A 13,205-nucleotide genomic window follows, 5' to 3' on the forward strand; every position below is an offset into this window, starting at 1 on the left:
ATGCTAGCGGTTGCCTCGGATCAGGTCCGACGCATGCTCGCCGATCATGATAGTCGCCGCGTTGGTGTTTGACCCCACCAGCGACGGCATCACCGAGCTGTCGCATATGCGAATGCCGTCGAGCCCATGCACGCGCAGTTGAGGGTCCACCACGGACAACGCGTCCTTCCCCATCTTGCAGGTGCAGGTCGGGTGATACGAGGTGCGGCCGTAGCGTCGCGCATAGGCTTCATAGTCTGACTGCGAGCGCACATTTGTGTCAGGGAAACGCAGTTCCTTGATGAATTTTCGCAGCGAAGGCTGATTGAATATCTCCCGGCTGATCTTGATGCCTTCGACCGACACTCTGAGGTCGTCCGGGTCCGCGAGGAAATTGGGATCGACGACCGGATTGTCGCGCGGATCCGGCGAACGGAGCATCACGCTCCCACGCGATTTCGGGCGCAGCGTGTAGCTGTTCAACGTGATGCCGGACGATCCCTTCGGAACCGACGGCACGCCCGCTTCCGCGCCGGCTCCCGCCAGGAAGTGGAACTGCAGATCCGGAACCGCTCCGGCATGGTTGCTCGAGGAATGCCAGAAGGCGCCGCCCTCGACCACATTCGACGTTATCGGTCCGGTCTTGAACAGCATGTACTGAATGCCGGCCCACAGCATCCAGTGGGTCTTGTTGAACTTGTCGAGTGAATCGTGGCCTTTCAGCTCGGCCACGATGTCGATGCCGAAATGATCCTGGAGGTTCTGCCCGACGCCCGGGAGATCCTGGATCGTCTCGATACCATGATGGCGCAGGTGCTGGACGGGGCCGACGCCGGACAGCATCATCAGCTTCGGCGTTCCGATCGCTCCCGAGGTGACCAGCACTTCGCTGTCGGCATTTATGACCTTCAGCGAGCCGCCGACCGAGCATTCGACGCCAACGGCCCGGCGGCCTTTGAAGACGAGGCGGTGGACCAGCGCCCCCGTGATCAGCGTTAGGTTCGGGCGAGCCAGGGCAGGCTTGAGGTAACCCACGGCGGCCGAGCAGCGGCGGGCGTTGCGCGTCGTGGTCTGGTAGATGCCCGTGCCTTCCTGCTTCGCGCCGTTGAAATCCGGATTATAGGGCAGCCCGTATTCCTGGCAGCTCTGGACGAAGGCGCGCGAGACGACGTTCGGATCGGGTATGTTCGATACGCCGAGCGGTCCGTCGGTGCCGTGGAGGCTGCCGGAGAATATGCTGTTGCCCTCGGAACGAAGGAAGTACTTGCGCACGTCCTTGAACGCCCAGCCGTCCGCGCCTTCCTCGCTCGCCCACCGGTCGTAGTCGGTCTCGTGCCCGCGTGTATAGACCTCGGCATTGATCGACGAGCCGCCGCCCAGCACCTTTGCCTGCGCGTAGAGGATCTCGCGATTGTCTGCGTGCTTCTGCGGAGCCGTCACCAGGCCCCAGGTGAGCGGTCCGGTGGTCATTTTGGCGAAGCCGACCGGCATATGGATCAGCGGGTGGCTGTCCTTGCCGCCAGCCTCGATTATGCAGACGCGGACTGCCGGATTCTCGGACAGACGCGCGGCAAGAACGCAGCCCGAAGAGCCTGCGCCGACGATCACATAGTCGAAACCTGTCGTCATCACTTGATCCAGTGCGTACGCTTGCCGACCTCGATGTGGACGGACTTCACCTGTGTGTATTCCTCCACGCCGTACATTCCGGCCTCTCTTCCCCAGCCGGACTGCTTGAACCCGCCGAGCGGCATTTCCGGCCCCCCGGCCATGATCGTGTTCACCCAGAACCGGCCGGCGCGCACGCGCCGCGTCACCACCAGCGCCTTGTCTATGTTCTTTGTCCACACACTGGCAGCCAGGCCATACACCGTGTCGTTGGCGAGGCCGATGGCCTCCTCGACCGTATCGAAATGGAAGGACGACAGGACGGGCCCGAAGATTTCATCGCGGGCAATCGACATTTCGGGCGTGACTCCGGAAAACAGTGTCGGCGCGATATACTGACCGCCGCCGAGATCCAGGGCGTGCCCCCCGGCGACAAGCGTTGCCCCTTCTGCCTTGCCCTTGTCGATATAGCTCAGGATGGTCGAATTCTGCGCATCGGTGGTGATGGCTCCAACCTGCGTCTTCGTCTGCAGCGGATCGCCGACGACGATCCTGGCCATCTTGGCGGCAAGGATTTCCTCGAACTCGCGAGCGACCGAGCGCTCCACGATGACGCGGCTCGACGACACGCAGCACTGGCCCGTGTTGAAGCTTATGCCGAAGGCCGCGCCGTCCGCCGCGTCCTCGAGGTCGCTGTCCGCAAAGACGATGATCGGATTCTTGCCGCCCAGTTCCAGGCCGAGTTTCTTGAAGTTCGAATCGGCCGCCGCATGGACGCATGAGCGTCCGACGGATGTCGAACCGGTAAAGGACAGCATGTCGACATCGGGATGCTCGCTCAGGGCCTGGCCAATCGTCCGGCCCGATCCGGTGACGACGTTATAGACGCCGTCCGGCGCGCCGGCTTCGGAAAGGATCTCGCCGAGCAGCAGCGTGGTCGCCGACGTGACCTCCGAAGGCTTGACGACCACGGTGCATCCGCTGGCAAGGATGAAGGGAATGCGCTCGCACAGGATCAGGAATGGGAAATTCCAGGGCGTGATCAGCCCGACCACGCCGACCGGCTCGCGCAGCACCATGCCGAAAAGGCCGTCGCCGAGACTGTTGAAGCTGTCGCCATGCAACAGCCTCGCGGCGCCCGCGCCGACCTCGAAGCAGGCAATGCAGTGATCGATCTCGCCGCGCGCCTGGGAGATCGGCTTGCCATTCTCGAGGACTTCCCAATAGGCGATTTCGTCGCGGCGGCGGCGCACGATCTCGGCCGCCCGCAGCAGCACGCCGGCACGGTCCGCGCCTGGCAGTCCGGCCCACCGGCGATCTTCGAATGCGCGGCGCGCCGCCGCGACGGCGGCATTGAGGTCGTCCACCGTGCATCTGGGCGTGAGCGTCACCGGCACGCCGTGGCCCGGCGACCGGCGCTCGAACAATGCGCCGCCCTGGCGCCAGGATCCGTCCGACCAGAAACCGAATTCGCGTGGTGCATCCGGCAGGGGTGCGCGGTCGGTGAAATCGAGCATGGAATGCCTCCGTTCTGGCGGTGCGCCCGCCGCTCGCGGCAGGCGGGTCGCCGGCGCCTAGTTCAATATGATTTGCGTCTTGAGATCCCGGGGCCGCTCGGCCAGGGTCTCGAAGGCGCGCTGGATGTCGTCGAGCGGGAAGGTCGCGCGTGTGAACGCCTCGGTTCGGAAGCGGCCATGCGACAAGAGTGTGAGCGCATCGTGCATGTCCTCGCCCATGCCGGCGACCGAGCCCTTGAGACTGTTCTCCTCGAGGATGGTGCGAAGGATATCGACCGGCACCGTGTCGTTGGGTCCGGTGAGGCCGAAGAAAGCGACATGACCGCCCTTGCGGATGAGCTCGAAAGCGAGCGCGTAAAGCCGCGGCGAACCGACGCTCTCGATCACGAGATCCGCGCCGCGACCGCCGGTCCTTTTCAGGATCTCCGCCTTAAGCTGGGCGGGATCGGCGACCGCTGCGTCCGCTCCGGCTTCAAGGGCAAGGCGGCAACGGTCTTCCGACAGGTCGGCGACGATGATTGGCGCGGCGCCGCACAGGCGCATCATCTGGACATGCAGATTGCCGATTGGTCCGGCTCCGAGGACCACCACGGCCTGGCCGAAACTCGCCTGCGCCTTGCGCGCGGCGCGCACCACGCAGGACACCGGCTCCGTCAGGGCAAGCACCTCACCCGGCACATCGTCTGGAGCCGGTATGACAAGCCTGGCCGGCACGCACACATATTCGGCGAAGGCGCCTTCGCGCCCGATGCCCACCTGCGTCATCGACGGGCAGTTGAGGATCTCGTTGCGGCGACACCAATAGCATTGGCCGCAGCCGATATTGATGTCCGCGACGCAGGTCGTGCCCGGCTTGATATGCTTCACACGCTCGCCTGTCGCTGCGACCGTCCCGGCAAACTCGTGGCCCGGCACCAACGGCAGCCGGTCGGCCGCATAGTGACCGTTGAACATATGGATGTCCGTGCCGCATATGCCGGTCCGCTGGACACGGATCAAGGCGTCGTCAGGTCCCACCTCCGGAACGGCGACCTCGCGCAGATCGAAACGATGCGGAGCGGTCAGGACGGCGGCGCGCATTGTTGCCATCTCACTTCACCGTGCGAAGCTTGGAGCGGTCGATGGTCAGGGCGATGGCCGCGATCAGCACCAGGCCGAAAACCATCTGTTGCTGCGTCGCCGCGATGCCGAAATAGAGCATCGACGCGCGGATGACCGCCACGATCAGCGTGCCAATCGCGGTATTGAGAACACCGCCGACGCCGCCCGTCAGCGGCGTTCCGCCGACAAGCACCGCGACGATGGCCGGCAGCAGGAAGCCGTTGGCGATCGTCGGCGCGCCGCCCGACAGCTTGACGGAGAACAGCAGCCCGGCCACCGCGGCCAGCCCTCCGGATATCGCAAAGGCGAGGATTTTGTAGCGGGCGACGTTGAGACCGGACGCGGCCGCGGCGAGTTCGCCGGCGCCCACGGCCTTCAGCGCGCGTCCAAGGACGGTGCGCCGTTCTATGAGCAGGCAGATCGCCAGCAGGCCGATGGCGATGAAGAGCTCGTGCGGCACGATGCCGGTTCGACCGATCATCCAGCCGAACGTCTCGTTGCGCTGGGTGGCGTCCATGTTCAGGGCGCGGTTGCCGGAAAGCCATTGCGCCACCGAAAAGCAGATGCCGCCGACGGCCAGCGTGGAGATGAAGGACGGGACATACATGCGGGTGGTCAGGTAGCCGGAGAGCGTTCCCAGTGTGAACCCAGCAAGGATGCAGAGGGCCGCCACCCAGATCCCCAACGGCGCCAGATAGACCGAGGCGACGACGGTGATCATGTTCGCCATCGACTGTGCCGACAGGTCGATGCCGCCGATGTAGATCGCGAAGGTCAGTCCCAGCGCCATGATGAACAGCGGCACGATATCGCCTGCAAGGCTCAGCAGATTGGCGGGCTTGAGGAAGCTCGGATCGGCGATGCCGACGATCGTGACCAGGACCAGGAGGGTAATCCAGGGGAAGTGCGGCTTAAGGCGTTGGATGTCCATGGAGGCCCCTCAGATCATGTAGTGCAGAAGGTCGTAGAGCGTCGGCTTGGAACCGGGCACGCAGTCGAAGCGCTTCTGGATCTCACCGTCCTTGATGACGACGATGGTGTGGGAGAGGCCGATCGCCTCTTCGAGCGTGTCGGCGACCAGGACAACGCCGACCCCGTCGTCGGACATCTCCCTGATCATGTCGTACACATCCTCCTTGGCACCGATGTCCAGGCCTCGGGTCGGATGATCGAGCAGCATGATGTCGGAGCCGCCCGACCGCCATTTGGCAAGCACGACCTTCTGCTGGTTGCCGCCGGAAAGGTTGCCGCAGTCGGCATATTCGGAGCTTGCCTTGATGGCGAGCTTGCCGATCCATTTCCTGGCAAGGGCACGCTCGTCGGCCACGTCGAGCCAGCCCATCCGCGCGTAGTGCGGCATTTGCGAGAGCGTCATGTTCTCGTAGACATTCATGCCGGCCACGATGCCCTCGATCTTGCGCTCGCGCGGCACATAGCCGACGCCGCGCTCCACCGCTGCGCGGGCGGTCAGCCTGGAGACGGTCTCGCCCTTGATCTTCAGTGTGCCCTTGGTGGGCGTGCGCATGCCGTAGATTGTTCGAAGGATCGCTTCGCGGCCGGAGCCCTCGGTGCCGACCAGGCACAGGACCTCGCCGGCATGCAGCGTCAGCGAGATATCGTGAACCCGTCCTGGCAGGTCCACGCCCGACAGCTCGACCAGCGGCCTCGTCGCGTCGTAGGGCTTTTGCCGCTGCTCACGGTAATATTCCTTGTCGACATGGCGGCCGACCATCTTGTGCTGAATCGCCTCCGGCGTCGCCGCGCCGCGCGAGACTACATCGACCACCTGGCCGTCCTTCATCACATAGATCCGGTCGGAGAGCTCCATCACCTCGTCCATGCGGTGGGACACGAAGATGAAGGAAGCGCGCGTCGTCAGTTCCCGCACGAGCTTGAACAACAGCTTCACCTCTTCCTCGGCCAGCACCGAGGTCGGCTCGTCGAGCAGGACGACCAGATGACCCTGCACCCGTTCCTCCAAGGTCAGCACCTTGGCCAGTTCCACAAGCTGGCGCTGCGCGAAGGAAAGGCTCGAGGTGATGGTGCGCGGATCGATGTCGAGCTTGACCTTTGCAAGCTGCTTCCCGGCGGCTTTGGCCATCGCCCTCCAGTTGACAACGCCGAAGCGCGAGAACTGGTCTTCATAGCCCAGGAAGACGTTTTCCATCACGGACAGGTTGGTGATCAGCGATTGCTCCTGAAACACCATGCCGATGCCTCGCTCCATGGCGTCGCGCGGGCCGCCGAACCGGACAGGCTTGCCATCGATGAGCATCTCGCCGCCGTCGGGCTGGTAGGCGCCGTAGATCACCTTCATGAGCGTGGATTTGCCAGCGCCATTCTCGCCCACCAGCCCGACGATCTCGCCCCGGCTGATGGAAAAGTCGACCGATTTCAGCGCATGGACGCCCGGAAACTTCTTTTCGACGGCTTTCAATTCATACATTGCGGCCTCACTTGACGAACGCGACCGCGCGCCGGTCCGTCGACAGGATGACCGCGATGATGACCAGCAGCCCGAGAACGGCGGCCTGCAGGAAATCGGGCAGGCCGATGACCACCATGCCGTTGTTGATGACGGCGACGATCAGGACGCCGACGAGCGTGTTCCAAACGCCGCCGATGCCACCCCAGAGCGCCACGCCGCCGACCACCACCGAAGTGATGGACATGAACATGAAGTTGGATCCGGTAACGGATTCCGCTTGGCCGAGCTTCGCCACCTGCAGGATCGCCGCGATCGCGTAAAAGAAGCCGGCAAGCGAGAAGCCGGCCATCCTGACATGCTGCACCCGCACGCCCGAGGCATGGGCGAGTTCCTCGCCGCCGCCGACCGCATAAAAGTAACGCCCAAGGCGGGTCTGGGACTGGATGAACCAGGCGAGGACGAGGCAGAGCCCCGCGACATAGATCATCAGCGGAAAGCCGAGAATGCGCCAGGTCAGCAGGGCGCGGAACGTCGGATCGTTGAATTTGACGATGTCGCCGCCGGTCAGCAGGATCGCGGCGCCCGTGCCGACGAATCCGAGCGCGAGGCTCGCCATGAAGGATGGTATCTTCAGCTTGACGTGGATGAAACCGTTCACCAGGCCGATCGCGGCCCCGACGGCGAGAATGAGCGGGATTGCGATCCAGCCGCCCGACGCGAGGGTTCCGCCGAGCGCCAGCATCAGGAAGCAAAAAAGAACGGCGGTCAGGGAAACGACGCCCTCCATGGAAAGGTCGATGGAACCCATCACGATGATGAAAGTCACCCCGACCGCCACCATGAGCGCGGGCGCCGCCGCGATCGCGATGCGCGCGAAGTTGCGTTGCGACAGGAATGAGGGGTTTATCGCCGTGAACAGCACTATGAGCGCGAGAAGCACCATGAAGGGCGCCCAGCGGATCGCGTTCTCCCGCGTGAGGATGCGTGGCAACTCCGGCCTCCCGTCCAAGCGTGCCGTGTAGGGGGAGCGGCCCGTTTCAGGGCCGCTCGATCGAGCTTCGTATCACTTGTACTTGATCTGGCCGTTGCTCGGTCCCCAGAAATCCTTCCAATTGTAGGAAGGAACGGCGTCGAGATATTTGGCCTTGAAATCCGCGGCGTCCTTCTTGGTGACGAGGACCGTCGGGCCGTAGAATTCGCGGTGCTCCTTCGGTTCTTCCGAAGGCTTGAAGGCGCCGGTCGCGGCGTAATAGGCGAGCGCCGCCGTGATGCCGCCGCCCCAGTGCGGATTGGTGAAGACGGTTGCCAGGAGCTTGCCCTCCATCACCAGCTTCACGGCTTCCGGATTTCCGTCATAGGCGACGATCGGCATATTCTCGATTCCCTCGGCGCGTAGCGCCTCGATCACGCCATAGGCGATGTTGTCGTTGGCGCAATGCACGCCGGTGATCTTGTCGCCGAAGCGCGTCAGGAAAGACGCCATCAGCTCCGTGCCCTTGGTCGTGTCCCAGTCGGCGGGCTGAGCATCCAGAAGCTCGATATCGGGAAAGTCCTTCAAGGCGTTCTTCAAGCCGTTCAGACGCTCGATTGCCGGGTTGTTGGCGGCAATGCCACCCAGATGCACGACGCCGCCCTTGCCGCCCATGGCGTCGAACAGGATCCGCGCCGTCTGCTCGGCCGGCTTCTCGTCCGACCAGGTCATGTGCGAGACGTAATTGTCGCCGATGTCCCACGGGTGCAGGTCGTCGGTCTTGTTCCAGATGGTGGAAATGTAGGCGCCGGCCTCACGCACAGCCTCGACCACCGGACGCGCGTTCGGGCTGTCATTGGCGTCGCAGGCGATAGCGCACTTGCCCCCGGTCTTGGCCAGGAACGCCTTGATGTCGGCCAGCGACTTTTCGGAGGAGCCTTCGTTGATCAGCGAGACGAGGGAATCCTTGGGCTTGCCCAGGGATTCCACGAATGCCTCGCCGCCCGACACGATCGAGTTCCAGTAAGCCGAGGCGCGGTCGCGGTACGACCAGGCGATCGCCGGGTCGCTGATCGCCGCCCGGGCAGCGCTGCCGCCGAAGGCGAATGGCACGGCCATCGCCCCCATGCCGGTAGCCGTGGCGAGCAGGAAATTGCGCCGATTGACGGTCTCGCGCTCGATGAAATCCTTGATGAAAGTCGACATGTTACCTCCCATTTGGCGACAGCCCGCAAGGGCGGGCCGTCTATTGAGCAACCTCGAGAAGCCAGGCCGTCCAAACCGCTCTCTTGGTCGCTGAATGCACCATCTAGTTACTTCCTGAATGTGCGAGAGTCAAGCGGCGGCACGGTGCGCGGCCTGTTGACTTCTTGGACAATTGAAATGACTTTCAGCGCATGACCGATCGTCGACAGCACGCTGGAACTGGAACCAAGGGAGCGGCCAAGGTGGACGCAACGTCCGGAAAATCAGGCAATGTCGCCAAGAAGAAGCGGCTTCGGGATGCCGAAGCGACCAAGCTTCGTATTCTGGAAGCGGCGAAGAGCGATTTCGCCAAGAACGGCCTCGGCGGCGCGCGTGTCGATGTTATCGCGGCCAAGGCCAACGCCAACAAGCGTATGATTTATCATTACTTCGGCAGTAAGGACGGTCTCTTCCAGACTGTGGTGGAAAATGCCTATCTGGACATCCGCACGGCCGAGCAGAAACTTCATCTCGACGACCTGGAACCGAGGGATGCCCTTGAACGCCTCGTGCGGTTTACATGGCAGTATTATCTGAAGAATCCGGAGTTCATTACCCTGGTCAACAGCGAGAACCTTCACCGCGGCAAGCATGTGAAGAAGTCCGAGCTGATCAAGACCGCCAGCCGCAAATTCGTCGCCATGGTGTCGGGCATACTTGAGCGGGGCGTCAGCAGCGGCGACTTCCGCGCCGGTATCGACCCTGTGCAGCTCAACATCACGATCGCCGCAATCGGATACTACTATCTGACCAACAGGTTCACAGGCTCGATTATTTTCGAGCGCGACCTCATGGAGAAAGACGCTCTAAATGAGCGTCTGGAATTCAATATCGACACCATTATGAGGCTTGTGAGCGCATGATGCTTGCCTCGGAATGCTGAGGTCCCCACGGGTGTGTCACCTGCATTTTGGCCGACCGCGTCATCCTTTTCGGCGACCACCGTTTCCTGAAAACGTCGCTGCCGTTCCGCTGGTATGCCTCCTACGAACGTCAATGGCTCAAGAAGGCCGATACAATCGGTGGCCTCGCCGCAAAGCTCGGACTGCCGGCGGCGGCGCTCGAAGACACGATCGCCCGCTGGAACGGCTTTTGTGCCAAGGGACGCGACGAGGATTTCCGCCGCGGCGAGAACGGCTGGGAGGATTACAAGGCGCACGGTCCGGGAACCGCCTGAAGCCGATCGACAAGCCGCCCTACATCGGCATGACGATGAACCGCTCGGTCCTCGGCACCAAGGGCGGCGCCCGCACCAACGAGCGGGCGCAGGTGCTGAGGCCGGACGGTTCGATCATTCCCGGGCTCTACGCGGCGGGGCTGGCCATGGCCAATCCGATCGGCACGCGCGCCGTGGGAGCCGGCACGACCCTCGGTCCGAACATGACCTGGGGCTTCATCGCCGCCGAAACCATCCTTCACCAGAACCGATGATCTCTCCAGGGCGAATACGCATACGGCCGGCCTGAGAGCGTTCCGGTCGACGGCCGGCTCGGGAAAGCCGATTCCTCGCGAGTGGTTCATGACCGGTGCAGTCGAGCCCGGCCGCTCTCCTGCTCCCACTTCAGCGTCGCCGACCTCAAACGCTCTCGAGATAGGTCTCGATCTCGAAGTCGCTGACATTCAGCGCGAAAGTGTTCAACTCCTGGCGCTTGCAGGCGACAAAGGCGTCGCGCAGCACGTCCGGGAAGATCTCGGCGACGCGCGGACCGGACTCGAAGGCGGCGATGGCCGAGGCCCAGTCCGGCGGCAGCTTGGCGAGCGTCAGCCCCAGGCCTTCGCCGCCGGTCGGCTCGCCGGGCGAGAGCTGGCGCTCGATGCCGATCAACGCCGCGCCGAGGATCGCCGCCAGCACCAGATAGGGATTGGCGTCGGCGCCGGAGACGCGATGCTCGATGCGGCGCGCAGCCGAAGGTCCGCCCGGAATGCGGATCGCCACCATGCGGTTCTCGTAGCCCCAGGCGACGGCGGTCGGCGCGTAGGATCTCGGCCGCAGCCGGCGGTAGGAATTGAAATGCGGGGCGAACACCAGCGTGCTTTGCGCCATCGCGGCAAGCAGGCCGCCGACGGCGTGGCGCATGGTGTCGGAGCCCTGGTCGGAACCGTCGTCGAAGATGTTGCGGCCTTGCCTGTCGAGCACGCTGAAATGGACATGGAAACCGTTGCCGGCGCGTTCGCCATAAGGCTTGGCCATGAAGCAGGCGGCGAAGCCATGCTTGCGGGCGATGCCCTTCACGGTACGCTTGAAAAGCACCGCATCGTCGGCGGCGCGCAAGGCATCGGGCACATGGTTCAAATTGATCTCGAACTGGCCGACGCCGTTCTCGGCGATCGCGGTGTCGACCGGAATGTCCTGCATGCGGCAGGCTTCGTAGATATCGTGGATGAAGGCCTCGAAATCGTCGACCTCGTCGATCGAGAGCGCCGCGTCGGAATCGAGACGCCGGCCGGTGACCGGCGAGACGGGGCCGACAGGGCGCTGCGAGGTCGGGTCGACGAGGTAGAATTCGAGCTCGGTCGCGGTGACGGGCGTCAGGCCGAGCGCGGCGTAGCGGTCGAGGATGCGGGCGAGCGCGCGGCGCGGATCGCCGAGATAGGGCGCGCCGCTGTCGTCCGCCAGCCAGAGCGGCAGCAGCGCGGTCGGATGGGCCGTCCAGTTGACGGGCAGTATGCCCCGCCCGGTCCAGTGGCAAAGCCCGTCGGCGTCGCCGGTCGAGAACACCTGGGCATTGCCCTCGATGTCCTCGCCCCAGATGTCGAGGCCGATGGCCGAATAGGGCATGCGCAGCTTGCCTTCGAGCGCCTTGCGCGCCTGCTCGACCGGAATGCGCTTGCCGCGCATGATGCCGTTCAGGTCGCACACCGCCGCCCTCAGGCTCTGGATGTCCTTCCTGCTTTCAAGCCAGTTCAAAACGTCCGTGATCGCGTCGCTCAATTTCCAGCCCCTTTAGGCGCTGTAGCCCTTTCAGGCTACGATATCCAATTTTCAGCTTGTGAGTTTATGAAGGCCGCATCGGCTGGCGCCGAATGGCTTTTCTTCATTTTTTCAAGTCACTAGCTGGGATATCGGGCGGCATTTCAGGTCCATTATCGCGATCTGCGATCGCAGCATAGCGACATGGCCGGTGAAAGCCAAGCCCGATGCGGCGTGTCGTCATCTTAGCTACCCGCGATTGATCGCGCAGTTACGCTGATAGCAGCGACCTCATGCTATCGAGCAAATTGGCTCAATATTCCACTGCCCCCGGGTCCCCGTGAGCACCTGGGTCTAGTCTTGATCGCTGGTTAATAGAGCGCTCATGGTATACTCGGTCTGAAATAATGATTCGGCCTCGCGTGATTTCGTTCACAATGAGTAACCCAAAAGGTCAACACTTTATTCCGCGCTTGCATCTCCAGCACTTTGCTGGGGTGCAGCCGAAAGGTCACGTCTGGACATATACGAAGGCCGACGGCAAGAAATTTTCCCGCATGCCCGAAGAGACGGCCAAGCAAACTCATTTCTATTCCGTTGAAGCGCCGGATGGCAGTTATGACCTTCGCATCGAAGAAATGCTGGCTCGGATCGAAAGCACGGCCGCTCCAATCTACATGCGGCTGATCAACGGCAAGATTCCGGAGCACCAGGACAAGATGGACATGGCGCAGTTCCTAGCCGTGATGGTGGTGCGTACACCTGGTTCCAGGAAAGACGCGGCCGAGATGGTTGGCCGCATGATTCAGATTCGGAACTATGCGACTGGTGTACACGACCGGGCCTTCAATTCGCTGGTGCATCGGATCGAGCAGGGCGAAGGCAGGCAGCTTACCGAAGAGAGCAGAACTTCCCTTCGGAGGAGCCTGATTGACCCTAGCGGCTACCGGCTCGAACTGGGGAAGGAGTGGGCGTTGCAGCACCTCACTGCTGCCGACAAGCTGACACCCGTACTTTTCCAGATGCGTTGGCGGACCATCGGGGCCGCTCAGGGTTTCTTTATCACCAGCGACGACCCGGTTGTTCGTTGGGTAGAACCTAAGACTTGGCACCCGATTTACGGCGACCACGGCTATCTGAACAAGACAGCCGTTGTGACCTTTCCACTCACACCGAAGGTCATGCTGGCAATGAGCTGGGAGGACGAAGGCGCCAATGCCTTCGCGGGTAGGCAAGGCGTAGATAGGCTGAATAGACTGCGTGCATTGCAGGCGGATGAGTACCTTTATGCTCATCTCGATCACGAGGTCATCAGGCGTATGGCAGTCGCGACCAAAGGCTCGCGTCCACGTATGACGACTGAGGGCTTCGGACCTAAGAAGTTTGCTGCGACGACTTTACGGCGAGGTCGAGCAAATCGGCCGAGTTGAGGAAGTGCCGAGACTC

12 protein-coding genes are annotated in these 13,205 nt (G+C 62.9%); 4 read left to right on the forward strand and 8 right to left on the reverse strand.

The features are described 5' to 3' along the window. Positions 1-3 precede the first annotated feature (3 nt). The 7 genes from EJ069_RS30455 to EJ069_RS30485 form a co-directional block, all read right to left on the reverse strand. On the reverse strand, positions 4-1,608 hold the full coding sequence (locus EJ069_RS30455; protein WP_126064271.1) for a GMC family oxidoreductase N-terminal domain-containing protein: 1,605 nt from the start codon (positions 1,606-1,608) through the stop codon (positions 4-6). Then, positions 1,608-3,104, reverse strand: a complete 1,497-nt coding sequence (locus EJ069_RS30460; RefSeq protein ID WP_126064272.1) for an aldehyde dehydrogenase family protein — start codon at positions 3,102-3,104, stop codon at positions 1,608-1,610. The genes EJ069_RS30455 and EJ069_RS30460 overlap by 1 nt, the downstream gene beginning before the upstream one ends. A 57-nt stretch (positions 3,105-3,161) precedes the next feature. After that, positions 3,162-4,184, reverse strand: coding sequence for an alcohol dehydrogenase catalytic domain-containing protein (locus EJ069_RS30465; protein ID WP_245456365.1), 1,023 nt, complete (start codon positions 4,182-4,184; stop codon positions 3,162-3,164). Between the two features lie 10 nt (positions 4,185-4,194). Further along, complete coding sequence (locus tag EJ069_RS30470; RefSeq protein WP_112126082.1) at positions 4,195-5,136, reverse strand: ABC transporter permease; 942 nt, start codon at positions 5,134-5,136, stop codon at positions 4,195-4,197. Between the two features lie 9 nt (positions 5,137-5,145). Beyond that, complete coding sequence (locus EJ069_RS30475; RefSeq protein WP_126064274.1) at positions 5,146-6,651, reverse strand: sugar ABC transporter ATP-binding protein; 1,506 nt, start codon at positions 6,649-6,651, stop codon at positions 5,146-5,148. A gap of 7 nt (positions 6,652-6,658) precedes the next feature. Continuing rightward, the gene (locus tag EJ069_RS30480; RefSeq protein ID WP_126064275.1) at positions 6,659-7,624 is read right to left on the reverse strand and encodes an ABC transporter permease; all 966 of its coding nucleotides are present in this window, start codon (positions 7,622-7,624) and stop codon (positions 6,659-6,661) included. 72 nt (positions 7,625-7,696) lie between these two features. Further along, entirely contained in the window at positions 7,697-8,809 is a 1,113-nt protein-coding gene (locus tag EJ069_RS30485) for a sugar ABC transporter substrate-binding protein (RefSeq protein ID WP_126064276.1), read from the reverse strand. Between the two features lie 191 nt (positions 8,810-9,000). Between EJ069_RS30485 and EJ069_RS30490 the strand changes: the two genes are divergently transcribed. Genes EJ069_RS30490 through EJ069_RS33965 form a run of 3 tightly spaced genes read left to right on the forward strand, consistent with a single transcriptional unit; the run spans position 9,001 to position 10,279 of the window. Continuing rightward, positions 9,001-9,711 carry a TetR/AcrR family transcriptional regulator gene (locus EJ069_RS30490; protein WP_126064277.1) on the forward strand — a complete coding sequence of 237 codons (711 nt, stop codon included), beginning with the start codon at positions 9,001-9,003 and terminating at the stop codon, positions 9,709-9,711. A 47-nt stretch (positions 9,712-9,758) separates the two neighbouring features. Further along, positions 9,759-10,025 carry a hypothetical protein gene (locus EJ069_RS32950; protein WP_189476046.1) on the forward strand — a complete coding sequence of 89 codons (267 nt, stop codon included), beginning with the start codon at positions 9,759-9,761 and terminating at the stop codon, positions 10,023-10,025. Continuing rightward, on the forward strand, positions 9,941-10,279 hold the full coding sequence (locus EJ069_RS33965; RefSeq protein WP_348639350.1) for an FAD-binding protein: 339 nt from the start codon (positions 9,941-9,943) through the stop codon (positions 10,277-10,279). Before EJ069_RS32950 ends, EJ069_RS33965 begins: the two co-directional genes overlap by 85 nt. Positions 10,280-10,424: 145 nt before the next feature. Here EJ069_RS33965 and EJ069_RS30500 read toward each other — a convergent pair whose 3' ends face one another. Then, the gene (locus EJ069_RS30500; protein WP_126064279.1) at positions 10,425-11,780 is read right to left on the reverse strand and encodes a glutamine synthetase family protein; all 1,356 of its coding nucleotides are present in this window, start codon (positions 11,778-11,780) and stop codon (positions 10,425-10,427) included. A 416-nt stretch (positions 11,781-12,196) separates the two neighbouring features. Here EJ069_RS30500 and EJ069_RS30505 point away from each other — a divergent pair, with 416 nt between their 5' ends. Then, positions 12,197-13,189 (forward strand): DUF4238 domain-containing protein, encoded by a 993-nt coding sequence (locus EJ069_RS30505; protein WP_189476053.1) that lies wholly within the window; start codon positions 12,197-12,199, stop codon positions 13,187-13,189. Positions 13,190-13,205: the final 16 nt, after the last annotated feature.

The organism is Mesorhizobium sp. M2A.F.Ca.ET.043.05.1.1, assembly GCF_003952445.1.
Lineage (GTDB): Bacteria > Pseudomonadota > Alphaproteobacteria > Rhizobiales > Rhizobiaceae > Mesorhizobium.